Annotated in this window: 25 protein-coding genes; 11 read left to right on the top strand and 14 right to left on the bottom strand. The window is 67.2% G+C overall.

The annotated features are described in order from the left end of the window. The first annotated feature begins 50 nt into the window (after positions 1–50). Positions 51–941, top strand: a complete 891-nt coding sequence (locus tag DLM85_RS08135) for an ATP-grasp domain-containing protein (RefSeq protein ID WP_111477616.1) — start codon at positions 51–53, stop codon at positions 939–941. Positions 942–1,151: 210 nt separating this feature from the next. On the opposite strand, the gene DLM85_RS08140 is transcribed toward DLM85_RS08135, so the two are convergent. The 3 genes from DLM85_RS08140 to DLM85_RS08150 all read right to left on the bottom strand — a co-directional run bounded on the left by DLM85_RS08140 (position 1,152) and on the right by DLM85_RS08150 (position 3,536). Then, positions 1,152–1,937, bottom strand: a complete 786-nt coding sequence (locus tag DLM85_RS08140; protein ID WP_111477617.1) for an SDR family oxidoreductase — start codon at positions 1,935–1,937, stop codon at positions 1,152–1,154. A 104-nt stretch (positions 1,938–2,041) separates the two neighbouring features. Further along, the gene (locus DLM85_RS08145; RefSeq protein WP_111477618.1) at positions 2,042–2,743 is read right to left on the bottom strand and encodes a hypothetical protein; all 702 of its coding nucleotides are present in this window, start codon (positions 2,741–2,743) and stop codon (positions 2,042–2,044) included. A gap of 67 nt (positions 2,744–2,810) precedes the next feature. After that, positions 2,811–3,536, bottom strand: a complete 726-nt coding sequence (locus DLM85_RS08150) for a tetratricopeptide repeat protein (RefSeq protein WP_133256962.1) — start codon at positions 3,534–3,536, stop codon at positions 2,811–2,813. Positions 3,537–3,737: 201 nt separating this feature from the next. Between DLM85_RS08150 and DLM85_RS08155 the strand changes: the two genes are divergently transcribed. Then, positions 3,738–4,625 (top strand): alpha/beta hydrolase, encoded by an 888-nt coding sequence (locus tag DLM85_RS08155; RefSeq protein ID WP_111477620.1) that lies wholly within the window; start codon positions 3,738–3,740, stop codon positions 4,623–4,625. A 107-nt stretch (positions 4,626–4,732) separates the two neighbouring features. Here DLM85_RS08155 and DLM85_RS08160 read toward each other — a convergent pair whose 3' ends face one another. The 3 genes from DLM85_RS08160 to DLM85_RS08170 all read right to left on the bottom strand — a co-directional run bounded on the left by DLM85_RS08160 (position 4,733) and on the right by DLM85_RS08170 (position 7,959). Then, positions 4,733–5,437, bottom strand: a complete 705-nt coding sequence (locus tag DLM85_RS08160) for a phospholipase D-like domain-containing protein (RefSeq protein ID WP_111477621.1) — start codon at positions 5,435–5,437, stop codon at positions 4,733–4,735. A 147-nt stretch (positions 5,438–5,584) separates the two neighbouring features. Beyond that, positions 5,585–6,814: a glycoside hydrolase family 1 protein gene (locus DLM85_RS08165; protein WP_111477622.1), complete on the bottom strand. Its 1,230-nt coding sequence runs from the start codon at positions 6,812–6,814 to the stop codon at positions 5,585–5,587. 203 nt (positions 6,815–7,017) lie between these two features. Continuing rightward, complete coding sequence (locus DLM85_RS08170; RefSeq protein ID WP_111477623.1) at positions 7,018–7,959, bottom strand: cation diffusion facilitator family transporter; 942 nt, start codon at positions 7,957–7,959, stop codon at positions 7,018–7,020. A 148-nt stretch (positions 7,960–8,107) separates the two neighbouring features. On the opposite strand from DLM85_RS08170, the gene DLM85_RS08175 reads away from it, so the two are divergent. The 3 genes from DLM85_RS08175 (at position 8,108) to DLM85_RS08185 (ending at position 11,840) form a co-directional block, all read left to right on the top strand. After that, on the top strand, positions 8,108–9,544 hold the full coding sequence (locus DLM85_RS08175; protein WP_111477624.1) for an APC family permease: 1,437 nt from the start codon (positions 8,108–8,110) through the stop codon (positions 9,542–9,544). A gap of 223 nt (positions 9,545–9,767) precedes the next feature. Next, the gene (locus DLM85_RS08180; protein WP_133256964.1) at positions 9,768–10,460 is read left to right on the top strand and encodes a hypothetical protein; all 693 of its coding nucleotides are present in this window, start codon (positions 9,768–9,770) and stop codon (positions 10,458–10,460) included. A gap of 699 nt (positions 10,461–11,159) precedes the next feature. Continuing rightward, the gene (locus DLM85_RS08185; RefSeq protein WP_133256965.1) at positions 11,160–11,840 is read left to right on the top strand and encodes a hypothetical protein; all 681 of its coding nucleotides are present in this window, start codon (positions 11,160–11,162) and stop codon (positions 11,838–11,840) included. Positions 11,841–11,959: 119 nt separating this feature from the next. Here the strand turns inward: DLM85_RS08185 and hemB are convergent, their stop codons facing one another. The 7 genes from hemB to rocD all read right to left on the bottom strand — a co-directional run bounded on the left by hemB (position 11,960) and on the right by rocD (position 17,654). Further along, complete coding sequence (gene hemB / locus DLM85_RS08190) at positions 11,960–12,952, bottom strand: porphobilinogen synthase (protein WP_111477627.1); 993 nt, start codon at positions 12,950–12,952, stop codon at positions 11,960–11,962. Positions 12,953–13,175: 223 nt separating this feature from the next. After that, positions 13,176–13,937, bottom strand: coding sequence for a hypothetical protein (locus tag DLM85_RS25025; RefSeq protein ID WP_207890995.1), 762 nt, complete (start codon positions 13,935–13,937; stop codon positions 13,176–13,178). 61 nt (positions 13,938–13,998) lie between these two features. After that, complete coding sequence (locus DLM85_RS25745; protein WP_207890996.1) at positions 13,999–14,151, bottom strand: hypothetical protein; 153 nt, start codon at positions 14,149–14,151, stop codon at positions 13,999–14,001. A 371-nt stretch (positions 14,152–14,522) separates the two neighbouring features. Beyond that, positions 14,523–14,804 carry a hypothetical protein gene (locus DLM85_RS08205; protein WP_111477630.1) on the bottom strand — a complete coding sequence of 94 codons (282 nt, stop codon included), beginning with the start codon at positions 14,802–14,804 and terminating at the stop codon, positions 14,523–14,525. A 424-nt stretch (positions 14,805–15,228) separates the two neighbouring features. Further along, positions 15,229–15,465: a hypothetical protein gene (locus DLM85_RS08210; RefSeq protein ID WP_133256967.1), complete on the bottom strand. Its 237-nt coding sequence runs from the start codon at positions 15,463–15,465 to the stop codon at positions 15,229–15,231. 174 nt (positions 15,466–15,639) lie between these two features. After that, the gene (locus tag DLM85_RS08215; RefSeq protein ID WP_111477632.1) at positions 15,640–16,290 is read right to left on the bottom strand and encodes an alpha/beta hydrolase; all 651 of its coding nucleotides are present in this window, start codon (positions 16,288–16,290) and stop codon (positions 15,640–15,642) included. A 101-nt stretch (positions 16,291–16,391) separates the two neighbouring features. Next, positions 16,392–17,654, bottom strand: coding sequence for an ornithine--oxo-acid transaminase (gene rocD, locus DLM85_RS08220; protein WP_111477633.1), 1,263 nt, complete (start codon positions 17,652–17,654; stop codon positions 16,392–16,394). 168 nt (positions 17,655–17,822) lie between these two features. Between rocD and DLM85_RS08225 the strand changes: the two genes are divergently transcribed. Then, complete coding sequence (locus DLM85_RS08225; RefSeq protein WP_111477634.1) at positions 17,823–18,203, top strand: RidA family protein; 381 nt, start codon at positions 17,823–17,825, stop codon at positions 18,201–18,203. A 9-nt stretch (positions 18,204–18,212) separates the two neighbouring features. Beyond that, positions 18,213–18,374 (top strand): C1orf53 family protein, encoded by a 162-nt coding sequence (locus tag DLM85_RS25405; RefSeq protein WP_165822061.1) that lies wholly within the window; start codon positions 18,213–18,215, stop codon positions 18,372–18,374. Here the strand turns inward: DLM85_RS25405 and DLM85_RS08230 are convergent. Beyond that, complete coding sequence (locus tag DLM85_RS08230) at positions 18,371–19,849, bottom strand: DUF6056 family protein (RefSeq protein ID WP_133256968.1); 1,479 nt, start codon at positions 19,847–19,849, stop codon at positions 18,371–18,373. The genes DLM85_RS25405 and DLM85_RS08230 overlap by 4 nt on opposite strands. Before the next feature lie 199 nt (positions 19,850–20,048). Here DLM85_RS08230 and rpmB point away from each other — a divergent pair, with 199 nt between their 5' ends. The 4 genes from rpmB to DLM85_RS08250 all read left to right on the top strand — a co-directional run bounded on the left by rpmB (position 20,049) and on the right by DLM85_RS08250 (position 22,692). Further along, positions 20,049–20,288, top strand: a complete 240-nt coding sequence (gene rpmB / locus DLM85_RS08235; protein ID WP_059068864.1) for a 50S ribosomal protein L28 — start codon at positions 20,049–20,051, stop codon at positions 20,286–20,288. Positions 20,289–20,500: 212 nt separating this feature from the next. After that, the gene (locus tag DLM85_RS08240; protein ID WP_111478036.1) at positions 20,501–22,135 is read left to right on the top strand and encodes an aminopeptidase P family protein; all 1,635 of its coding nucleotides are present in this window, start codon (positions 20,501–20,503) and stop codon (positions 22,133–22,135) included. Positions 22,136–22,339: 204 nt separating this feature from the next. Next, complete coding sequence (rpmG, locus tag DLM85_RS08245; protein WP_059068866.1) at positions 22,340–22,522, top strand: 50S ribosomal protein L33; 183 nt, start codon at positions 22,340–22,342, stop codon at positions 22,520–22,522. A gap of 8 nt (positions 22,523–22,530) precedes the next feature. Continuing rightward, positions 22,531–22,692, top strand: coding sequence for a DUF4295 domain-containing protein (locus DLM85_RS08250; RefSeq protein ID WP_111477636.1), 162 nt, complete (start codon positions 22,531–22,533; stop codon positions 22,690–22,692). Positions 22,693–22,939 lie beyond the last annotated feature (247 nt).

Below are 22,939 nucleotides of genomic sequence, written 5' to 3' on the forward strand. Positions count from 1 at the left end.
AGCCCGCGGCGGTGCGTCCGGTTGCGTCGGCGCCGCGTCTGTTTCGCCCTATGCACATTGCCCTTGTTACCTGCGACGCCCTGGCCCAGTACCAGAGCACCGGCGTCGCCGACGAAGACCACCAACTCGCCGCCTGCCTGCGCGCCCGCGGCCTCGACGTCACGTTCGCCTCGTGGTCGGATGCCGCGGTGCGCTGGGAGCAGTTCGACGCGGCCGTGCTCAAGTCGCCCTGGGACTATTTCGACCGCCCCGCCGAGTTTCACCGCTGGCTCGACGAGCTGGACCGCCGCGGCGTGCGCCTGCTGAATCCGACGAGCATCGTGCGGCCCAACGCCGACAAAAGCTACCTGCGCGACATGGAGCAAGCCGGCGTGCCCATTGTGCCGACGGTGTGGCTGCCCAAGGGCAGCCGCGTGGATACCGCCGCGCTGCTCACCGCGCTGGGCCACCCGGAGAAGCTGGTGCTCAAGCCCACGGTGAGCGGCGGCGCCAAGGACACCTTCGCCCTCACACCCGCCGAGGCCGCAGCCGCCACCGCCCAGCTGCAGGCCCTGGTGAATACTGGCGACTTCATGGCCCAGCCCTTCCTGGCGCAGATTCAGACCGCGGGCGAATGGTCGTTGGTGTTTTTCGGCGGGCAGCTCAGCCATTGCCTGCGCAAAACGCCCAAGTCCGGCGACTTCCGCGTGCAGCACATGTTCGGCGGCGGCATCCACGCCGAAACCCCGCCAGCTTTCATCCAGGAGCTAGCCGCCGACATCGTGCAGCGCTTCACCCCCGACTGCCTCTACGCCCGCGTCGATGGGGTGGAAAACGGTGCGGGCGGCTTCTGGCTGATGGAGCTGGAGTTGATCGAGCCCTTCCTCTACCTCGACTCGGCCGGCCCGGCCGCCTACGCCCGCTACGCCGACGCGCTGCTGGCGCTGCTGAACCGTGCGTAGCAAAGGCGGTGGCGCTGGCAGTCATCGTGAGCGAAGCGCGGCAGTCTTCCCTCTCGTGGCACCAACGGCGCAAAACGCCCTACTCGAAAACGGCGCCGCCCGAAACTGGAGTTACCGGTTTCGGGCGGCGCTGCTTGTTTGGTCGGCACATTGGTCAGGACCGAGTGCTTTGCCGTGCTTCCGCGCAATGACTGCCAGCGCTACCGTTTGCTAAAAGCCGTGGCCGATGAAGCCGCCGTCGACGGACAGCGTCTGGCCGGTGACGTAGCTGGCGGCGGGCAGGCAGAGGAAAGCCACCGCGGCGGCCACTTCCTGCGGCTCGCCGATGCGGCGCATGGGTGTGCGGTCGAGGACTTCCTGGCGGTAGTCCTCGTTGCTGAGCACGCCGGCGGCCAGGGGCGTCTGAATGTACCACGGCGCCACACAGTTGACGCGGATGCCGTCGGGGGCCCACTCGGCGGCGAGGTAGCGGGTGAGCTGCACCAGGGCGGCCTTGGTCATGCCGTACACGGCGCCGGTGCGCACGTGCGTCAGGCCCGCCACCGAGGAGATGTTGACGATGGCGCCGGCCCCGCTTTCCTTGAGCAGCGGGTAAGCCAGCTGGCACAGGCTGAACGCCGAATCGAGGTTGGTCTGCATCACGTGCTGATACTCCTCGGCGGTATACTCCGTGGTGGGTTTGCGCACGTTAGTGCCCACGTTGTTGATCAGCCCGTCGAGGCGGCCCCAGCGGGTTTGCACCGCGTTGAGCAGGGTCTGGCGGCCGTCGAGGCGGCTCACGTCGCTGGGAATGGCGTGGGCATCCAGGCCCTGCTGCTGCCAGGCCGCCACGGCCGCCTCCAGCGGCTCGGGGCGGCGGGCCACCACTACCACCGTGGCCCCGAAGCCCAGCAGCTCCTCGGCCACGGCGGCCCCAATGCCGGCCGAAGCTCCGGTGACGATAAACACGCGGTCTTGCAGCGACCAGCGCGTGGCCGCATCAGCGGGAAAGGGCATAGCTCGGTGGAGAAAGGGGAAGGTAGCACCAGGTGGCAGTTCGCGTACCGCTGAGCGGCAACCGGACGCCCGTCAGCGGCGGTACGCGAAACTACCGGTACGCGCTACTTGATCTGGTACTCGGCTTTCAGCTCGAAGGTGGCGTAGCCGTCATTCTGAGCGGGGTTGCCGCGCTGGCTCACGTCGTCGAGGTGGTCGGTGGTGGTGAAGGTGTAGAGGCCCTGGGCCGATATCCAGAGGCGCGGCACCACATTGAAGCTCAGCCCGCCGCCCACGGGCGCAATCAGGGCCGTGCCGGGGTAGTCGGGCCGCTCGGGGGGCAGAAAGCCTTCGGGCACGTTCGGGATGTTCACGCCCCGGTAGGCCTTGGGGTTGTAGATGGCGAAGCCCCCGCCGGCCTGCAGATAGGGCTTGATGCGGGCGTACTGGTTGCGCGTGGCGCCGTACCACGAGGGGTCGGTCAGCGGCTCGAAGCGCACGAAGCTGGTCAGCGAGAGGTTACGGCCGCGGAAGGCCAGGGCGCGCTCCAGCAGCTTGTCGGTGCCGGCTAGCTGAAACCAGGTCAGGTCGCCGCCCACGGCCCAGTGCGGGCGCCAGGTGTACACCAGCCCGGCGCTGACGGCCGGGCCCGGGCGCAGGCCGCCCAGGTCGCCGAAATAGAGGGCTGCGCCGCCGCCGGCGGTCAGGCGCAGCGGGCCGCGGTAGAAGCCGCGGCCCTGCGCGTCGTAGTGGCGGCGCGGGCCCTGGGCCTGCGAGGCCAGCGGCGCCAGCAGGGCGGCGCCGAGGAGAAAGGAGGCTATGCGCACGAAATCGAAGCAATGGTGAGTAGGCCGGAGTACGCCCGCCGCGCGGCGGGCGTTGCCGGGCCCGAACTTACTTAAACATGCCCTGCGGGTCGGGCAGCTTGTCCTTAAGCTGGCTGATGAGCTCAAAATCGATGCTGCTGAAGTCCAGCGTGCGGGCTTTGTGCAGGGATTCCCAGGCGCCCGGGTAGTTTTCCTGCTTGAACTGCACCCAGCCCAGCTGCTGCCAGGCGTAGGCGTTGTTGGCATCGGCGGCGAGGGCGCGGCGCAGGTACTCGTCGGCCGTTTTCAGGTCCTTATTCTTCTTGGTCTGCTCGAAGCGGATCAGGTACACGCCGCCCACGTCGGTGAGCAGCTGGGCGTCGGTGGGAGCCAGGGCCAGGGCCTGGCTGAGCAGGCCGATGGCCTCGTCGGGGGCGGCGCTGGCCGTGAGCAGGCCCAGGCCGCGGTACGGCGCGGGATTCTTCGGATCGAGCACCCAGGCCAGGTTGAAGCGGTAACGGGCCGTATCGGCCTGGCCTTCCTTGAGGTATTCGTAGGCCTTGTTGGCGAAAAACTGGCTGGCTTCGGTGCGGGAGGCAAAGCTCTGGTCGGCGCTCCGCAGGAAGGCCGCGCCCACCAGTTGCTGGCCCGCTTCGGGCGTGAGGCCGCCGAACAGGGGCAGCAGGCGCCGGGCCGCGGCGGGCACGTCGGCGGCGGCGCCTTTGGTTTTGGCTTTGACTTTTTGGGCCAGGGCCGGATCGGTCAGCAGCAAGCCGGCCGTGAGCAGGGAAAGCAGAAAAGGAAGTCGTTTCATCGGTACTAACCGGGACGCAGGCGGCGCGCCCCGAGTTCCTAAAGGTAAGCTGCCGGACCGAACAGCGCCCCGCCTGCCCCCAACGTCGCTGCGCCCCGATCATTGCCCGCCCCGGCCAAATCCGGTTCGGCCCGCATCCGCCGGGGCCGGGGCTGCGTAGGTCGGCTGCACCCGCGCCGGGTGCCGCTTTTTCGGCTGCTTATGACAATTTTCCGCTGGCTGCTCGGGCCGGCTTTGCTGGGGCTGCTGCTCGTGGCCGCCAACGAGCTGGCCGTGGCCCGCGCCAGCCGCCGCACGGCCGACGTGGCCTACGTGCCCGCCGCCGACTCGGCCTACGACGCCACCCGCCACCGCCTCGACGTGTATGCCCCGCGCCAGCCAAGCCCCGCGCCGCGGCCGGTGGTGGTATTCGTTCACGGCGGCAGCTGGGCCAGCGGCAACAAGGATTTCTACAGCTACGTGGGCCGGCGGCTGGCCCGGCTGGGCGTGGTGGCGGTGGTTGTCAACTACCGCCTGGCGCCGCAGGTGCGCGTGCCGCAGATGGCCGACGACTGCGCCCGCGCCGTGCTCTGGGTGCAGACCCACATCGGCCGGTACGGCGGCGACGCCGGGCGCATTTACCTGATGGGCCACTCGGCCGGTGGCGGCCTGGCCGCCTGGCTGGCCACCGACGACGCCCTCTTTGCCCGCCGCGGGCAGCCGCGCAACCCCGTGCGCGGCGTCATCCTCGACGATGCCGCCGGCCTCGACATGTACGACTACCTGCGGCGCATGGAGTTTTCCGACGACCGGCAGTACCTGGTGCCCTTCGGCCCTGAGCCGGCGGGCTGGCGCGCGGCCTCGGCGCTGTACCACCTGCACGCCGGGGTGCCGCCCTTTCTGGTATTCGTGGGCGCCAAGACCTACCCCTCCATCACCCGCAGCAACGAGAAATTCCGGCAGCGGCTGGCGGCGCTGGGGGCCGCACCGCCCTACCACGTGCTGCCCGGCAAAAAGCACGCGGCCATGGTGCTGCAGCTCTACTGGCCCGGCAACGTCATCTACCGCGAGCTGCGGGCCTTTGTCGGAGCCGGCACGCCGCAGCGGTAGGCGGTTTCGGCCAGCTGCCCGGCCGGGCCGCGGCGCTGCTGGCTGATCCATAAAAAAGGCCGCTCCAGTTAGGGGCGGCCTTGTACGTTGAGCATACTGCCAGACTTTCAGCCCTCAAACACGGCCATTTCGTGCCAGAGCTTCTCGAAGGCCCGGTCGTAGGGCTGCACCACGGCCGGGTCGTCGGTGACGAGCAGGTTTTCGAGGTTGTAGAGCGCGGCTGAGCGCGTCCAGTTGTAGCTGCCGGTGAGCACGGCGCGGTGGTCGGCCACGGCAAACTTGTGGTGCATGTGGTCGGTGGTGTGGTCCACGCGCACGGGCACGCCGGCTTGCTGCAGCTCCCGCACGTCGGAGCCGCGGTCCAGCAGCTTGTCGTTGTCGGTGATGAGGCGCACGCGCACGCCGCGCCGGTGCGCGGCCAGCAGGGCCTCGGTCAGCCGGTCGTCGGCCACCGTAAACACGCACACGTCGAGGTGGGCAGCGGCCTGCTCGATAAAGCGGCGGATGGCGCCCACGCACTCGTAGCCGGGGCTGAAGTACACCTGCGGCTGGTGGGCCGCCGCGCCGGGCAGCACCGCCGTGGCCCCGGCCAGCCAGTTGATGATGGCCTTGTCGAGCGGGCTGGTTACCATTTCCTTGGCCAGTCCGAATACCTGCTGCCGCAGCCGGGCCACGTCGCCGCCCTGCGCCACGAAGGCCGCGGTTTCGCGCTGCAGCATAGTGGCTTCCTGGGTGGAAAGCGTGGCATCGGCCAGGGCCTGGCGGAAGCGGGTCAGCAGCACTTCGGTATCAGCGGCGGAGGCGGTGGGCATGGAAAAGCGGGTGGGGAGGGGAGAGCAGATGCACAAATCAGAACATTCTGCCAAGCCTTGCGAAACATCTCTACCGCCTTGTTCGCCTGGAGTCGTTCGGTAGAGATGCTTCGGCAAGCTCAGCATGACGGCCTTTTTCGTTTTCAATCAGGGCAGCAGCAGCGCCGGGGCGTTGCGGGCCTTGCTGAGCTGTTTGGTGCGGCCGGGCACGGCGGCGGCTACGTGCTGCTGGGCGTCGCGCAGGGCGGCGGCGTAGGGCTCGTAGAGCACCCGCTCCAGGGTGCCGTCGGCGCGCTGCTCCACGTCCCAGAGGCCCGAGCGGTGCCAGGGCCGGTCCAGGTGGTCCCAGTCGGGCCGGTCGATGATGGGATAGAGGCACACGCCCAGCAGCGGCACGCCGGCCTCGATGGCGGCGGCGCACTCGGCGGCCACGAAGCGCAGCCAGTCGGGGCGGTGCTCCAGCGGGTGGCTGGTTTCGGTGATGACGACGGGACGGTGGTAGCGCTTGTAGGCCTCCTTCAGCAGGCTGCGCAGCGGGCGCCAGCGCGGGTCGCAGGCCTCGTTGGCCCAGCCCAGGCGGGCGTTGCTGTGGCACTCCCACTGGTTGTCGTAGTAGTAGTTGAAGCCCAGCAGGTCCAGGTACTCCGGCCGCCCGCCCAGCTCGGGGCAGATGCGCCCGCTGAGCATGTCGACGGCCTGGTACTGGTACTCGTGCTGCTGCCGGGCCTCGCGCAGCTGCCGGGCCGTGGCCCCGGGCGGCGGCACGATGCTCACCAGCGGCTCGGTGGTAAGGATGCGGATGTTGGGGTCGGCTTCGCGCAGGGCCGCCACGCCCTCGATGTAGGCGCGCATCAGCCCGTACTTCACCTGCCAGCCCTGGCCGGTGCAGTAGGGCACCGTGCCGCGGGCGTCGCCGCCCAGCCAGCTCATAAAGCTGACCTCGTTGATGGGCGTCACGATCAGCTCGCCCTCGGGCCGCACCGAGCGGTAGAAATCAACAAAGGCGCGGCACAGCGAGGCGAAGCGCCGCGCAAACATGGGGTGCAGCGGCGTCAGGTCGTCGGGGTAGCCGAAGTGGCACAAATCCCAGAGCTGCTGAATGCCCTGGCGCCGGCCGCCGGCCAGCAGCTCGGCCACGGTGCTCCAGTCGTAGTGGTAGGGCGTGCGCTCCACCTGGCTCCAGCGAATACCCTCGCGCACCGTGCCGATGCCGAAGGGCTGCAGGCGCTCATAGTCGGCGTCGAGCTGTTGGTAGTGGCCGGTCAGGTGCAGAAAGTCCACCCGGTGGCCGAAGCAGTTCTGCTGGTCGGTGCATTCGTAGCCGCCCATCCAGAAAGATTGAAACGGGGAGGCGGAGCGGTTGTCGACGTACGTCATGCGAAGTACAGGTTAGGTGAGGACCGGCGGGGCGGCCACAGAAACGATTCGCAGTGGGGGGCGTGGCAGGCGGCGGGCGGCAGTTTGGGGTGTTAGGGTACTAAAACGGGGTGACGGGGAATCCGGCTGTCCGGGTGAGCAACCTTGAACGTCATGGCCCGGCTTCGCTCGACATGACGTTCTGCTATTGACGCTCCAGCAAGCTACGCTTCGACCCGCTCGCGGGCGGATACCGAGTGGGCTTCGATGAAAATGCGCTTGAACTCCGGGTATTTCGCCCGGATGCTGTCCTGCAGCCGGTCGACGGCCCGGGCTATTTCGGCGGCGCCCAGCCCGGGGTTGAAGTTCACGTCGAGGGCCAGCACCACGTCGGTGGGGCCCAGGTACATGGTGAGCGGGGTGCGGGCCTGGGAGCCCACGGCCGGGTCGTGGTTGATGATGCTTTCCAGCCCGGTGAGGGTGGCTTCGTCGACGCCTTCGCCCACAATCAGGGCGCGGGTGCGGGCCACCAGAAACACGGCTACCAGCATCAGCAGCACGCCGATGACGATGGAAGCGGCCCCATCGAGGAAGGGGTTGTTGAGCATGTGGCCGAAGTACACGCCCAGCAGCGCCACCACCAGGCCGAGCAGGGCGGCCAGGTTTTCGAGCACCGAGGCGTACACGGCCGGGTCGCGGCTTACGCGCAGCGTCTTCCAGAAACCGGCCTGGCGGGCGCCTTCCAGCTGGTAGAGCGCCTGCATGGCCAGGTAAAACGCCCAGCCTTCGAAGCCGATGGACACGCCCAGCACCACGTAGTTCCAGAGCGGGTCGGTGAGCGGCTCGGGGTGCTCGATGTGCTTGATGCCCTCGTAGAACGACATGCCCCCGCCGATGGCGAAGATGAGCACGGCCACAATCAGGCCCCAGAAGTACAGCTCCTTGGAGCGGCCGAAGGGGTGCCGCGCGTCGGCCGGGCGCTGGCTGCGGCTCATGCCGTAGAGCAGCAGGATGGCGTTGCCGCTGTCGACGAGGGAGTGAATGCCCTCGGAGAGCATGGCCGAGCTGCGGGTGAAGTACGCCGCCACAAACTTGCTAATGGCAATGCCGACGTTGGCGAGCAGGCCGCCGTAAAGGGCGGATTTGGAGGAGTTGGGGTTGGCCACAGAAACGCGGTTGGAGTGGTTCGTCCGGCCTACCTATACGTAAGCCGGCGCTTTTGGCTGAATAGCCCGCAACTTACACCCAAAACCCGCCGTGCCCTTCGCGGGTTACTCCGCGCCGGCCGTCCCGCCGCCCTCACACCCCGCCGCTATGCCCGACACCGCTACGCCTGCTGCCTACCCCGATACCGCTGCTCCGCCCGACGCGCCCCCGCTGCGCCGCGAGCTGGGCCTGCTCTCGGCCACGGCCCTGAACATGATTGACATGGTCGGCATCGGCCCCTTCGTCACCCTGCCGCTGGTGATGGGCTTCGTGGGGCCGTACTTTCTGCTGGCCTGGCTGGTGGGCGCCGGCCTGAGCATCTTCGACGGCCTGATCTGGTCGGAGCTGGGGGCGGCCTACCCCGAGGCGGGCGGCTCCTACCGCTTTCTGAAGCTGGCCTACGGCGAGCAGAAATGGGGCCGGCTGCTCTCCTTCCTCTACGTGTGGCAGACCCTGGTGCAGGCCCCGCTGGTGCTGGCCTCGGGCGCCATCGGCTTCGCGCAGTACTTCAGCTACCTGGTGCCGCTGCCCGCGTGGTGGCAGCCCAAGCTGGTGTCGGGCACCGTCGTGCTGCTGCTCATCGCGCTGCTCTACCGCCGCATCAGCGACATCGGTCGGCTGGGCGTGCTGCTCTGGACGGGCGTGCTCGGGCTGATGGCCTGGCTGATCATCGGCGGGCTCACGCACAGCACCCACGCGGTGGCCTGGCTGCCGGCGGGCGGCGCGGCGGCCCTGCCGGGCATTCTGCTGTCGGCGGCCATGGGGCAGGCCACCGTCAAGACCATCTACAGCTACCTGGGCTACTACAACGTGTGCCACCTGGGCGGCGAAATCCGGGAGCCGCAGCGGGTGATTCCGCGCAGCATCTTCCTGAGCATCCTCGGCATCATGGCCCTGTACCTGCTGCTGAACTGGAGCGTGGGCACGGTCATTCCCTGGCAGGAAGCCAAGGAATCGAAGTTTATCGTCAGCACCTTCGTCGAGCGGCTTTACGGGCCTGCGGCGGCCCAAGTGGCCACGGCCCTGGTGCTCTGGGTGGCGTTTGCCTCGCTGTTTGCGGTGCTGCTGGGCTACTCGCGTATTCCCTACGCCGCCGCCGCCGACGGTGAGTTTCTGCCCATTTTCGCCCGCACCCACCCCACCAAGCACTTCCCGCACGTGTCCTTGCTGCTGCTGGGTGGCATGGGCTTCGTGTTCAGCCTGCTCTTCAAGCTAGGCGAAGTCATCAGCGCCATCCTGGCCATGCGCATCCTGGTGCAGTTCGTGGGGCAGGCCGTGGGGCTGGTGCTGCTGCGCCGCCGCCGGGGCACGCAGGGGCTGCCCTTCCGCATGCCGCTGTACCCGCTGCCCGTCATCGTGGCCGTGGCCGTGTGGCTGTGGGTGTTTTTCAGCATCAAGGACGGCTTCGTGCTCTACGCCGACGCGGCGGCGCACACCCGGGTGTTTTTGCCGTTTCAGGTGGCGGCCCTGCTGATGATGGGGCTGGGTACCGTCATTTTCGTGCTCTGGAGCCGGCGGCTGGGGCGTTGGCCGTTCCGCCGTTAGCGGCCCGGCTTTTATCTTGCGCTTGCTATAAAAAGCCCCATTTCGGCGGACCTCATCCGCGGCGTGGGCAAGCGGCTCACGTCGTTGCTGCCAGTCCGCGCTATGCTTATCCCATGCGCCAAGCGTACCCGGCAGCCGATTGCCGCCAGCCGTTCGGGCGTGTAGTTCGATTTGGTCGATCCGTCCGGTTGGGCTTTCGGCCGTGGCTGGCTGTCGTCTTTACTTGTGCCGTTACCAGCTGCGGGCCTTTTCGCGGTTATGTCGGACTGAAGCGCAGCGGCGGCTTCGTGCCCCGGCAGGGCGCCGACCTGACGCTGGTTACGCCCGTAGCCAGCGTGGGCACCATCTCAGCCGCGGCGACCGGGCCGAGTACAATGCGGGGGCCTCGCAGCAGATGGAAGAGCTGTTGCTGCGGGCCGCGCAGAAGTTTGCGCCGCCGCTGCACGTCGCCGAAACCCTGCCGCTCGACCCCGCGCAGCGCCTGCAGTTGCTACAGGAATTGCAGGAAGCATCACGGGCGCTAAACGAGACCCGGTCTTTTCGCAACCGCAGCCTGCTCCCCGTGCTGGATCGGCTGACTGCCGGGGCCAAAACCCGGTACGTGGTGGCACTGTTGGAGCAGGGCATCACCCGGCAGCCCGGCAATTTTGATAAGCAGAAAGTGAAAAGCGCCCTGGTGACGGCCTTCTCGCTTGGCACGGTCCGGTACACGCCTTACCTGGCGGTGACGTACGTGGGGCTGTTCGTGTTCGACCGGCAGGAAAAGCGCATCGACTACTACAACTACCCGTCGATTGCGACGGTAGAAGCCGACCCGTTGAACGGTAGCAACGTCGAAACCGTGCTGCACACGCTTCTGGCCCGCGACTTCGATGTGCCCCCGCATACATCCGCGCTGAATGCTCCCCAGCCTTAGCACGGCCCCAAGCTTGCCGCCGGCCCAGCAAAACGCCCCGGCCGAACACCACTTCGACCGGGGCTCATTGAGTTGGCAGCAGCAGACCGCAGCTAAAAGCCACGCTTGCCTCTTGCCTTGCAACGGCGCCAATATAGCGACACATGCAGCGTAAAAACATGACAAATGTCAGGTCGCGCGTTTGGCGGGCGTGAATAAAGGCGGGCCGGTAAGGCTGAGAGAAGACCGGACTTATAGCCGTTCCCAAAATCGGTGTAGCCAAGCCCGCGCTACACGTGCCCGAAACCGTTATATTTATTGTATTAATTTGTAATTAAATAATATTTAATATATATTAACTGATACATTATTCCGCCGCCTGCGGGCCGCCGGCGTACGGACTGCCCGCAGCACGGCGGCCCGTATCTGCAAGCTGCTGCGACCAGTATGGCCTGACTGCCTGTGCGCTGCTCCGCTCGGGCCGTTCCGCTTGTTCGACTTGGGGAAGCATTCGGGATACACCCGCCGCCGGCTGGCCGCCGGAGTGCGGTGGCCGTTTTCCATGCTTCTGCTGCTAAAGCCGGCCGTTGGGGCATGGCTTTACCGTGGAAAGCCCGCTCCAGCTTTGGGGCGGGTTTTTTTCGCGTGGGCGGCTCTGGCGCCTTGCCCCGCCTGCTACATTTGCTGAGGTTGCTCCATCCTTATTGATTATCAGCCGCCATGCATCGTTTTATCAGGCTAGCTGCCCTGCTGGGCGCCGTTCTGCTGACCAGCTGCAATGCCACCCGCCATACCTACCATGGCTTCCGGCCCGCTGAAGCGCGGGGAATGACCTGCGTACGGCCCGTGGTGACGATGGGCCTGATCGTGCGCGACGACGAGGTTCGGCCCGACGAATGGTTTTCGGCGCACACGGCCACGCGCCTCCAGCGCAGCCTGCTGCGGCAAGCCGGGCCGCTGCACCTGCAAGCCACCCGGCCCGCCGACGACTCCTTGCACCGCGACCAGCTGCGCCGCGAGGTAGAGCGGGCCGCGGCCACCTTCGTCCGGCAGCGCGGCGGCGCAGGTTTTGCCGAGCCGCTGCCTACCGTGGAAAGCGCGTTGGGCGAGCAGCCTGGCCGCTACGCCTTGCTGCTGGTGTGCCGCGGCTTCATGCGCACCAAAGACAACTACCAGCGCCAAGCCAGCCATTTCGGGCACCAATACGCCATGTACGGCGCGGTGGGCAGTGGGCGGGCGCCGGAAGCAAACCGCCTGGGATTGTACGCGCTGGTGTACGACCGGGAACAGCACCGCGTGGTGTACTTTGGGCACCGCCGCAGCAGCTCCGGCAAGCTGCTCAACGACCGGGTGCTCGACCGACGCGTTAAACAGCTGCTGGCCGCCGATTTCGGCTCCTGACCCCGCGCCTGGCCGCTATGAATGTGGCGGCGCCGCTGCGGTAGGGCAGAAAAGCAAAGCGGCCCCCGTCGAGACGAGGGCCGCTTTGGCAAACGGGTAAGCAAGCGGCGGGGCCCAGACTAGCCCCGGCGCAGCACCGCGGCCGCTTCCTTGGCGAAGTAAGTCAGGATGGCGTCGGCGCCGGCGCGCTTGATGCTCATCAGCACTTCCATCATCGTCCGCTCGCCATCCACCCAGCCGTTCTGCGCGGCGGCTTTCACCATCGCGTACTCGCCCGACACGTTGTAGGCCGTCACGGGCAGCTGGGTGTGGTTGCGCACCTCGCGGATGACGTCGAGGTAGCTCAGGGCGGGCTTGATCATCACCATGTCGGCGCCTTCCTGCTCGTCAAGAACCAGCTCGCGCAGGGCCTCGCGGCGGTTGGCGGGGTTCATCTGGTAGCTCTTTTTGTCGCCCTTTTTGGGGGCCGAGCCCAGCGCGTCGCGGAAGGGGCCGTAAAAGGCCGAAGCGTACTTAGCCGTGTAGCTCATGATGCTCACGTGCGAAAACGCGTTGCGGTCGAGCACGTCGCGAATCCAGGCCACGCGGCCGTCCATCATGTCGCTGGGCCCAATGATGTCGGCGCCGGCGCGGGCCTGGGCCAGGGCCATCTGCCCGAGCACTTCCAGGGTGGCGTCGTTCAGGATTTCGCCCGAATCGGGGTCCACAATGCCGTCGTGCCCGTCCGAGGAGTAGGGGTCCATGGCCACGTCCGACATGATAACCACGTCGGGGAAGGCCTTTTTGATCTGGGCAATGGTGCGGGTGTAGAGCCCGTCGGGGTTGTGGCTTTCCTGGGCCAGCCGGTCCTTCAGCCGGTCATCGATGCTGGGAAAGGGCGCGAAGGACTTGATGCCGAGGTCGACGCAGGCGCCGATTTCGTCGAGCAGGCGGTCGGCCGTAAAGCGCTGAATGCCGGGCATCGACGTGACTTCGATGGTCTTGTTCTCGCCCTCGATCAGGAACACGGGGTAGATGAAGTCGTGCACGGACAGGGTGGTTTCCTGCACCATGTTGCGAATGACTTCGGACTTGCGGTTCCGCCGGGGGCGGTGCGTGGGGATTAGTGCCATGAGAACGTGTGAATCAACCGGGCAAAACAGCCGGGGCAAAGATAAAGTTGCGGGGCGGCTGGTTAGCCGCCGGCCCAGTACCAAGAAAGCCGGAAGTACGTTGCGCGAAGCCGTCGGTCAGCCTGCGCCGAGCGAAGAGCCGGCTCCGGCTCGAACGAAGCCGTGCAGACGTGCCGCGTTTCCTCGCCCCGCGCAGGACGACCAGCCTTAAACAGCTCCGGGCTTAGGCATTGAGCAGCACCAGGGCCAGCACCGCCACAAGAGCCAGGCCGATGCCTCCGATGACCGCCGCTGCCGACGAGCCAAAAATCAACCCTAGAACAAGCGTTGCTAGAAAAACCGAAGCCACTGCCACGGTTACTTTGACCAGAAAACGGCCCAGCGCGTCAATGCCATCGGCGGGATGCGCGGCCGCAACGCGAGTAGAAGTTCGCAAAGGCCGCGCGGCGGAATTCCAGCTGCCGGCATAGCCGCGCCCCAGAAACAGGTACCCCGGTACGCCCAGCGCCAGCCCGCTCAACAAGCCCGGCCAGCCGCCAATGATCAGGCCCACCGCCAAGCCAATGCCCACCAGAGCCAGGCCACCGAGGAAAAACAACTCGTCGGTACTGACAGCCGGGCGCAGTGGTAGAAGCGACTGATTGACGGAGTAAGCCCGCGCCGTCGTCCGCCAGACATGGGACGACCGAGGGGCCGCCTGATGGCGTTGCCCGGCAGTGGAGCGGGTGGGCCGCTCCAGAAGCGGCGGCGCAGCAATGGGCCGCGGCGGTTTTGGGGCCGCCCGTCGAGAAATGGTCGGGGCCGCGGCGAGTGGGGCCGTTTTAGGCTGCTGGCTCGCCACGGCGGAAACCGGCCGCTCCACTACCGCCGAATCGGAAGCCGCCACGGAAGCGGGCGGCCGCGGCGCGGGCCAAAAGCCGAAATAGAACGCCGAACGGCTGCTCTGGCAGCTGCCCAGCAGCACCAGCAGCACCAGCAGACACAAAAAGCACCTCGGATAAACGCGCATAAACGCTGGCGAGAGTTGCGGACTACGTAAGGCAGTGCTAGGGCATGTCGCCCTTGCCGAAGCCCCAGATCATGATGCCCAGTATCACCAGCAGGCTCAGGGCGAACAGCCCCGCCCCGGCCCAGCCGCCGACGGCAACCCAAAGCACAATACCGCCCGCCAACGCCAGGAGGCTGAGAACGTCGCGCACATCGCCTCCCCGCAGCGCCGGCTCTGCCCGCCGCCGAACCGCGGCCGGGCGCTGAACTCGGCGGCTCACTGCGGCAGCCGGCCGGGCCCGGTGCCTGGCCGCGGGGGCGGGCGAGGAGGGCAGGCGGGGCGGAAGCAGCCGGTGGGGCACCCGGCGAACCGGGCGCGGCGGGCTTGTTTCCGGGGCGGCAGCTTCGCCGGCTACGGGTGGCGGGCCCGCCGCAACGGGCCGGGCCGCTGCCGGGGCGGCCCGGCGGAAGTGGAAAGCCGCCTGCTGCGTGCGGCAGCCGACGGCCAGCACGCTGGTCAACAACAGGGTAGAACAAAGCCAATGGCTGACCAACCGAAGCATGGCACGTGAGGCGAAATACCTTACATATTAAAGAACTCCTGGAAGATTTCCTGCCAGGCGTGCTTGCCGCCGATGCCGAGCACCAGGAAATAGTCGCCGAGCAGCATGATGGCCGCGCCCACGCCCAGCCCCAGCCAGCCGCCCAGCCATAGCCCCACGGCCACGCTGCCCACAATGAGCAGGGCTCCCAGCACGATGTGCCAGGTATCGTGCGGGCGGCGGCCCTCGTCGGCCGGCCGGCGGACTTGATGGCGGCTCACGCGGCGCAGCGGCCGCACAAAGGGCGCACGGCGGTGCACCACGCGGGCGGCCGGAATAGCCCCCGCAGCGGATGGCTGAACGGCGGCGCGCGCCGCTGCACGTGGCGCCGAAGCCGGTGCTTCTGCGGTTGGCTGGGGAGCAGGAGTTACAGCCAGGTCGGCGGGGCCGGCCAAGGCCACTGGGCCGGCCAAGGCCACTGGGTTGGCAGCGGCCGAGGGCGCGGGCTGAAAGGAAAAGGAGGCCTTGGCGCCGGCGCAACCGGTCAGCAAGCCCCCGAGCAAGCCAGCCCAGGCGGCCTGGCGCACAACGCGAGGGGTAGAAAAACGCATCAGCAAGTAGCGTAAGCTGCGCCAATGTAAGCGGCAGTGGGCCTAGGTACGCACCGGCCGCAAAGCAGTTCGCCGCGCCCGGTCCCCATCACAAGACCTGACGCGGCGACGCATCCACTCATTTCCCTTCCCCGGTTTAGCGCTCCGCTTCTGTCCGCTCGGCTAGCAGCGCCCGTGCCTCCGTGGCCGGCAGCACCACCCGCGTGGGCTCGGGGCCCTGCGAGCTGTGCATGAGCACCACGGCCTCGGTGCTATCCGTCGCGTCGACGGCGGTAAACTGCCACTGCGGCGTGGTCAGCGCCGATTTGGTGGTCTGGCAGCTGGCCAACGTCAGCGCGGAAAAAGTCAATATTAGAGCGTAGCGGAGCAGCATAATTGGGGTTCGGTGGTGGCGACAGTACAAAACTATCCTGTCGTTCAGCGCCCTAACCGTCCGCCTCGCCGAAACTGTTCCCCCTCTGTGCGAAAAACCGTTCCGGCTGGCCAAAGCGCTGATAGCGTGCGAATAGGTACCCGGTGGGGCAACGTTGAAGAGCGTTTTCGACGGCTACGTCAGAAAGCGCAAGAGCGCCGCATCATTGATGCTGCTAGTGTGCAGATTCCAGCGGCGGTACAGCGGAAAAAAATGGTTTTGCACCAGCGGATGCCCGGCGCCGGTCAACCCAGCGGGCCAGCGCCCGTGCAGCGCCGCCGAAGCCAGCAACGCCTGGTCCCAACTGCACCACAGATTCAGCCAGGACAGCTCGCCGGCAACCAAGCGGGCCTGCACCGATACCGAGCCGGGGACAAAGCCGGCCGCCACATCAGCTTGCACGAAGACCACGCGGCGTACGCTCGGCTCCAGGGCGTACGCCGCCGCGTAGTGCAGCCACAACTGGCAGCCCAAGGAATGGCAAAGGATTACTTCCGGCTGTTGCGCCCGGCACTGCTCGTGCAGGGCGCGCAAGGTGGCGGTCCGGGTGGTCTGCCGGCGCTCCAGGGCGTAAAGCCGCCAGTGCGTCCGCGGATTGAGGTGGCCCGCCAGGGCGGCCGCCTGCGCCGTTACACCCCAGCGGAAAGCAGCGGCGCGACCAGTAGCCAGTAAAGGTCGCGCCGCTCCGAAGCCGGCATGCGCGCTGAGTGGGCCGTGCTGCAGTGGCCGCCGGAGCTCAGTGCCGTAGCCGGGAATGAGCAGTACCCCGCCCGAAATCTGCCCCATGATAGCAGCCCTTAGCCCGCAGACAAGGCACGACGAACGAAACAACGACGGAGCAAAAGCCCCCGGCAAAGTCGTTGGTGTGCCTCGTTTTGGTTTACCGCCTAAAACGCCAGAATTACCTCCTCAATCACGTCGCAGGCTTCGTGCAGCTGCTCTTCGGTGATGACCAGCGGCGGGGCGAAGCGGATGATGTCGCCGTGGGTGGGCTTGGCCAGCACGCCGCGCTCCATCAGGGTCACGCACACGTCCCAGGCGGTGCGGCCGTCGGCGGCGGGCTTGATGACGACGGCGTTGAGCAGGCCCTTGCCGCGCACCAGCTCCACCACTTCGGGGCGCTTGGCCTGCAGGCGGCGCATCCGCTCGCGGAACACCTCGCCCAGGAAGCGGGCGTTTTCGGTCAGCTTTTCCTCCAGCAACACGTCGAGGGCGGCTACCAGCACGCAGCAGGCCAGCGGGTTGCCGCCGAAGGTGCTGCCGTGCTGCCCGGGCTTGATGCCCAGCATGATTTCGTTGCGGGCCAGCACCGCCGACACCGGCAGCACCCCGCCCGAGAGGGCCTTGCCCAGCACCAGCATATCGGCGTGCAGGCCCTCGTAGCAGGAGGCCAGCAGCTCGCCGGTGCGGCCCAGCCCGGTCTGGATTTCGTCGGCAATCAGCAACACCTTGTGCTTTTTGCAAATGGCGTGGGCGTGGGCCAGGTAGCCATCCGAAGGCACCACCACGCCGGCCTCGCCCTGAATGGGCTCGACAAGGAAGGCGCACACGTGCGGGTCCTGCACGGCCGCTTCCAGGGCCGCCAGGTCGTCGTAGGGCACCACCTGGTAGCCGGGCATGTAGGGGCCAAAGCCGCCGGTGGAGTCCGGGTCGGTGCTGAAGGAGATGATGCCGGTGGTGCGGCCGTGGAAGTTGTGCTCAGCCACCACGATGCGGGCCTGGTTGGGGGCAATGCCTTTCTGCTCGTAGCCCCAGCGGCGGGCCAGCTTCAGGGCGGTTTCCACGGCTTCGGCGCCCGAGTTCATCAGCAGGGCTTTGTCGTAGTTGAACAGCTCGCAGAGGTATTTTTCGGCCCGGCCGAGCTGGTCGTTGTAGAAGGCGCGCGAGGTCAGCGTGAGCTTCTGGGCCTGCTCGGTGAGGGCCCGGATGATGCGCGGGTGGCAGTGGCCCTGGTTGACGGCCGAGTAGGCGGAAAGGAAGTCGTAGTAGTGCTTGCCTTCCACGTCCCAGAGGTGCACGCCCTCGCCGCGGCTGAGCACCACCGGCAACGGGTGGTAGTTGTGGGCGCCGTACTGGTCTTCCAGCTGCATCACATCGTGGCTGCTGAGCTGAATGGGGGCGGCGGTAGCGGGGGGCGTGCTGACGGACATGGTGGGGAATGGGGTTTGGTGAACGGGAGCGGGGAAGGTCCTAAAAGTACGCAAAACGGCTGCCCGAGGTACCGGCGGCTTACCGATGCCGCGGGGCACCGGCGCCGAGCAGCCGATGCCCCGCGGCAGCTACCTTTGCGGCCACCGCTACTTCTCACCCGCTGCTGCATGGAAATCCTGCACCACCCCGACGCCCCGCAGGCCGTCGGGCCCTACTCCCAGGCCATCGTCACGGGCGGCCTCGTGTTCTGCTCCGGCCAGACGCCGCTCAACCCCGCCACCATGCGCATCGAGGCCACCACCATCGAGGAGCAGACGCGGCAGGCGCTGATCAACCTCGACGTGGTGCTGTCGGCCCGCGGCCTGGGGTTGCAGGACGTGGTCAAGACCACCGTGTTTCTGAAGAACTTCGCCGATTTTCAGCGCATGAACGCCGTGTACGCCGTGGTGTTCGGCACGCACCGCCCGGCCCGCACCACCGTGGAAGTGTCGCGGCTGCCGCTGGAGGCACTGGTCGAAATCGAATGCATTGCCGCCCTGCGGGGGTAAGCGCCGCCGATGAAAGCCCAGCCCCAGCCCCTGCAGCCCGGCGACTTTTACTACACCCCGGAAGGCTACCTGGTCTTCACCGAGCAGTACCACCGGCGCCGCGGCTCCTGCTGCGGCAGCGGCTGCCGGCACTGCCCCTGGCGTAAGAAAAAGCCCGACGGCCGGCCCTAGCGTTCCGCCGGGGCGCGCCACTGCCCGCCGAAGTCGTGGTGGGCCTGCGGCAGCAGCCGCTCGTCGGCCACCAGCTCGGTCAGGCCGAAGTACACGGCCGTTTCGGCATTGGCGAAGTAGCCCGGCCACACCGCCAGGTCCTGCCCGGTGAGCAGCACGTGGTAGGGGCGCACGTGCACGATGGGCGGCACGGTGAGCTGCCGGCGCCCGGCCCGGCGCGCCGCTTCGAGCAGGGCGTAGCGCTGCTGCATCTGCCGGGCGTAGGGCCGGGCGCTGTACAGCCATTCCTGCCAGGCCCGGGCCGTGGGGCCGGTGGCGCACAGCACCAGCAGCCCGGCCCACGCCAGCCGCCGGCGCCAGCCCGGGCCGGGCGCCGGCAGCTGGGAGGACGTTGCTGGCTGCTGCTCGGCAGCGGCCAGCAGCGCCGCGCTCCAGCCCAGCAGCAGGGCGTAGATCAGCACGTTATCGATGCGGGCGAGGCTGCCGCCCAGGCCGATAAACGATACCAGCTGCGCCAGGCCCAGCCCCGCCAGCAGCAGCGGCAGGCTCTGGCGCAGCGGAATGCGGTGCCCAAACGGGTTGCCCCGGCCGCGCACCAGCGGCGCCAGCAGCAGGTACACCAGGCCCAGCCCGGCCAGCAGGCGCGGCTGGGCCAGCAGCAGCAGCACGCCCCGCCCGGTGCGCGGCAGGGCCATCAGCAGCTTGTGCGGCAGCGGCTCCAGCCCCGAGCCCTTGTCCACCAGCCGGGTGAAGTTGCCGGGCGCGGCCACCGCCACCACCCCGGCCAGCAGCGTAATCACCAGCAGCCCGGCCCACCAGCGGCGGGTGGCCGGCGCGGCGCGCCGCCCGCTGAGCACCAGCAGCCCCGCCAGCGTGGCCAGCAGCAGCAGCAGTTGCACCTCATTGGCGCCGGCCGTGGCCACCGCGGCCGCCCCCGCCGCCACGGCCCAGCCGCGGCGCTGGCCGGGCGGTTGCCGCAGGCCCGCCAGCGAAGTCAGCAGTACCAGCAGGAAGCCCAGCTGCCCCACCGTGTACACCGCCGCGGCGGTGTACCAGTAAAAGGCGGAGTATACGTCGGGCATCAGCTGCAGGTACAGCAGCAGGGCCGCCAGGCTGGCCACCGCGGCGGGCGTGCGGCGCCGGTGGTCGGGCCACAGCTGCCGCACGCCCGCATACTGCACTGCCGCCAGGGCCAGCAGCAGCCCGGCCGCCGCCCAGCGCACCCCGGCCTGCCACCCCCAGGTGAGCGGGTTGGCCACCGTAATCAGCACGGTGGAGAAAAAGCGGCCCGTCCACTGCTGGTACAGCTCGCGCTGCACGCCCGCGGGGCCGTACGTCCAGGTGCGCCAGGCATTCAGGAAGTCGTCCGAGTACGGCTCGGCGTACGCGCACAGGGCCACGAAGGGCAGCAGGCCCAGCAGCAGCAAGGCCGGCTGCGCGTAGCGGAAAGAGCGGGGGGGAAACGCAGAAGGCATACAACTCGGGCCCCGGCGCCGTGTAGTGGCCGGCGGAGCGCGCCGCCAAAGAACGCACCGGGGCCGCAGAACTCGCGGCGGCGGCCCCGGTGCGGGGAAGGCTAACGCACTATTTTTCAGGGATAGTTTGACTTAGTCAGACTTTTGCCGATATTTGCGTCCCTTTTTCTAGCATCGTCACTTCAAAGTACACATAGCCATGGCCCGAGTTTGTGATCTGACCGGCAAGCGCACGCGCGTTGGTAACAACGTGTCGCACGCCAACAACAAGACCAAGCGCAAGTTCTACCCGAACCTGCAGAAGAAGCGCTTCTACATCCCCGAAGAGGATGCTTGGGTAACGCTGCGCGTAGCCGCTTCGACTATCCGCACGATCAACAAGAACGGCATCATGGCCGTGCTCAAGAAAGCCAAGCAGGAAGGCTACGTAGTATACTAGTCCCGGCTGGTTGATACCGCGCCGTTGGCTGCCCGACACTAGCTGTTGGGCGGCCAACGGCTTTTTTGCGTCCGGCTCCGTAAGCGGCGGCCCCGGCGAAAGTTGTGGCCGCGACAGCGCAACTTTCGCCCAACTTTCGCTTCTTTCAACCACGGCCAGCGCCACCGCCTCCGGTGCCGCGCGCAGCCCCGCTTATTTTTGGTATGAAGTCGATGTCGTGGTTCCGTCGCGGAACCTTCGCGCTGCTTTGCGCGGGCGCCCTGAGCGCCGCGCCCGCCCTGGCCCAGCGTCCGGCCGGCCCCGGTCGCCCCGCTGATTTTCTGGACCCGGGCTTCCACCGCGGCCGCCGCGAAGCCCTGCGCCAGCTGCTGCCCGCAGGCGCGGCGGCGGTCATCTTTACGGCCCCGATGCGCAACCGCGCCAACGACGTCAGCTTCATCTTTCACCAAAACCCCGACCTCTACTACCTCACGGGCTACGACGAGCCCGACGGCGTGCTCGTGCTCTTCAAGGAGCCGCAGACGGTGGGCGGGCAGAGCGGCGTGACCGAGGCCCTGTTTGTGCAGCCCCGCGACCCGAAGCGCGAGCTGTGGAACGGCCGCCGCCTGGGCAAGGACGGCGTGAAGCAGGAGCTGAAGCTGCAATACGTGGCCGACAACAAGGAATTTGCCGCCGCGGGCATCAACTGGGATAAGTTCGGGCAGGTATTGCTGACGGAGCTGCCCGCCGACGTGCGCGACGACGCCAACGACCCGGCCGACCTCTTCAGCCTCGTGGCCACGCTGCGCCAGCAGGCCAAGATTCCGGCCGACTTCGACCCCCGCGTGGCCGAGCTGCACCAGATGATCAGCCGCTTCGGGGTGGCCAACGCCGACAACCTGCGGCCCTACCTGACGGCCCAGGCCAGCGCCCAGCCGGCCCTGGCGGCCGACGCCTACGTGCAAGCCTACCTCAAAGCCGACACCAAGGAAGCCCGCGAAAAGGCCGTGGCCAGCCGCCCCGTCGCCCGCATCGACATCACGACGCTGGGCCAGGCCCTGGACCAGCTGCGCGAGGTGAAGACGCCGGAAGAAATCAAGCTGCTGCGCCGCGCCATCCGCATCAGCGCGGTGGGGCAGCAGGAGGTGATGAAGGCGCTCAAGCCCAACATGGGCGAAATGGAAGTGCAGGGCCTGCACGAGTACGTGTACAAAAAGTACGGGGCCGAGTTTGAGGGCTACCCCAGCATCGTGGGGGCGGGGGCCAACGGCTGCATCCTGCACTACGAAACCAACGACAAGCCCCGCATCGGCTCGGACCTCATCCTGATGGACTGCGGCGCCGAGTACCACGGCTACACCGCCGACGTGACGCGCACCGCCCCGCCCTCGGGCAAGTTTAACCCCGAGCAGAAGCAGATCTACGAGCTGGTGCTGGCCGCCCAGGACGCCGCCTTCTTGGCCTGCAAGCCCGGCGCCACCTTCCGCGCCCCGCACGAGGCGGCGGCCGGCGTCATTACCGAAGGCCTCAAGAAGCTCGGCATCATCAAGGAAGACGCGGAGGTGCGCCGCTACTTCCCGCACGGCACCTCCCACTACCTCGGCCTCGACGTGCACGACCGGGGCCGCTACGGCCCGCTGGCCGCCGGCAACGTCATCACCGTGGAGCCCGGCATCTACATTCCCGAAGGCAGCCCCTGCGACAAGAAGTGGTGGAACATCGGCGTGCGCATCGAAGACGACGTGCTTATCACGCCCGCGGGCTGGGAAAACCTCTCCAAGGAAGCCCCGCGCACCGTGGCCGAAGTGGAAGCCATGATGGCCAAGGCCAGCGCCCTGGACAATTTTAAGCTGCCGGAGCTGAAGTAAGCGGCCCGTTTTTCGTTGTTGGCTATTCCTTTTCCGGCGTCGCCAAAGCGGGCAATACGGCCTGCTGCCAGCCATTCGGGCCGGGCCACGGCCAAGGAATAACCAGAAATCAACAACGAACAACCACTCAGGTGTTTGACTTTTTCAAACCATTTCGTATCTTTGCAGTCCTAAAATCGAAACCCACGTTCTGACCGTACCACGATGGCCAAGAAAGGAAACCGGGTGCAGGTAATCCTGGAGTGCACCGAGCACAAGAACTCGGGCCAGCCGGGCACCTCGCGCTACATCACGACGAAAAACCGGAAAAATACTCCGGAGCGTATTGAGTTGAAGAAATACAACTCGGTGCTCAAGAAAATGACCGTTCACAAGGAAATCAAGTAAGCTGAGTCATGGCTAAGAAAGTAGTAGCTACCCTGAAAACCTCGGGCGGCAAAGACTGGGCTAAGGTTATCCGTGCGGTCCGCTCGCCCAAAACCGGCGCCTACACCTTCAAGGAGGAAATGGTGCCCGTTGACAAAGTGCAGGAGTTCCTCGCTACCGGCACCAAGTAAGGCCTTTAGCGGGTGCGTACGGTCAAGAGGCTGTGCCAACGCCCATCCGGTGCCCCATGGGGCCACCGTTACGCGCCCGTTCAATAAGTGAAGAAGTCCCGCCTTTCCGTGGGACTTTTTTGCGTATTACCCCCGGTGTGCTGCGTGCTCAGAGCTTGGTGCCTGGGCCGGTGGCACCCCTCCGTCGCCGCAGACGGAAGGCAGCCGCGGCTGCCTGTCTCCCAAGCACCAAGCACTAGGCACGAAG

The organism is Hymenobacter edaphi, assembly GCF_003258365.1.
GTDB classification, from domain to species: Bacteria; Bacteroidota; Bacteroidia; order Cytophagales; family Hymenobacteraceae; genus Solirubrum; species Solirubrum edaphi.

Excerpts from the sequence above, each read along its gene's own strand:
- DLM85_RS08135 (WP_111477616.1), top strand. The coding sequence starts at position 51 with ATGCACATTGCCCTTGTTACCTGCGACGCCCTGGCCCAGTACCAGAGC.
- DLM85_RS08140 (WP_111477617.1), bottom strand. The coding sequence starts at position 1,937 with ATGCCCTTTCCCGCTGATGCGGCCACGCGCTGGTCGCTGCAAGACCGC.
- DLM85_RS08150 (WP_133256962.1), bottom strand. The coding sequence starts at position 3,536 with ATGAAACGACTTCCTTTTCTGCTTTCCCTGCTCACGGCCGGCTTGCTG.
- DLM85_RS08155 (WP_111477620.1), top strand. The coding sequence starts at position 3,738 with ATGACAATTTTCCGCTGGCTGCTCGGGCCGGCTTTGCTGGGGCTGCTG.
- DLM85_RS08160 (WP_111477621.1), bottom strand. The coding sequence starts at position 5,437 with ATGCCCACCGCCTCCGCCGCTGATACCGAAGTGCTGCTGACCCGCTTC.
- DLM85_RS08165 (WP_111477622.1), bottom strand. The coding sequence starts at position 6,814 with ATGACGTACGTCGACAACCGCTCCGCCTCCCCGTTTCAATCTTTCTGG.
- DLM85_RS08175 (WP_111477624.1), top strand. The coding sequence starts at position 8,108 with ATGCCCGACACCGCTACGCCTGCTGCCTACCCCGATACCGCTGCTCCG.
- DLM85_RS08185 (WP_133256965.1), top strand. The coding sequence starts at position 11,160 with ATGCATCGTTTTATCAGGCTAGCTGCCCTGCTGGGCGCCGTTCTGCTG.
- hemB (WP_111477627.1), bottom strand. The coding sequence starts at position 12,952 with ATGGCACTAATCCCCACGCACCGCCCCCGGCGGAACCGCAAGTCCGAA.
- DLM85_RS08210 (WP_133256967.1), bottom strand. The coding sequence starts at position 15,465 with ATGCTGCTCCGCTACGCTCTAATATTGACTTTTTCCGCGCTGACGTTG.
- DLM85_RS08215 (WP_111477632.1), bottom strand. The coding sequence starts at position 16,290 with ATGGGGCAGATTTCGGGCGGGGTACTGCTCATTCCCGGCTACGGCACT.
- rocD (WP_111477633.1), bottom strand. The coding sequence starts at position 17,654 with ATGTCCGTCAGCACGCCCCCCGCTACCGCCGCCCCCATTCAGCTCAGC.
- DLM85_RS08225 (WP_111477634.1), top strand. The coding sequence starts at position 17,823 with ATGGAAATCCTGCACCACCCCGACGCCCCGCAGGCCGTCGGGCCCTAC.
- DLM85_RS25405 (WP_165822061.1), top strand. The coding sequence starts at position 18,213 with ATGAAAGCCCAGCCCCAGCCCCTGCAGCCCGGCGACTTTTACTACACC.
- DLM85_RS08230 (WP_133256968.1), bottom strand. The coding sequence starts at position 19,849 with ATGCCTTCTGCGTTTCCCCCCCGCTCTTTCCGCTACGCGCAGCCGGCC.
- rpmB (WP_059068864.1), top strand. The coding sequence starts at position 20,049 with ATGGCCCGAGTTTGTGATCTGACCGGCAAGCGCACGCGCGTTGGTAAC.
- DLM85_RS08240 (WP_111478036.1), top strand. The coding sequence starts at position 20,501 with ATGTCGTGGTTCCGTCGCGGAACCTTCGCGCTGCTTTGCGCGGGCGCC.
- rpmG (WP_059068866.1), top strand. The coding sequence starts at position 22,340 with ATGGCCAAGAAAGGAAACCGGGTGCAGGTAATCCTGGAGTGCACCGAG.
- DLM85_RS08250 (WP_111477636.1), top strand. The coding sequence starts at position 22,531 with ATGGCTAAGAAAGTAGTAGCTACCCTGAAAACCTCGGGCGGCAAAGAC.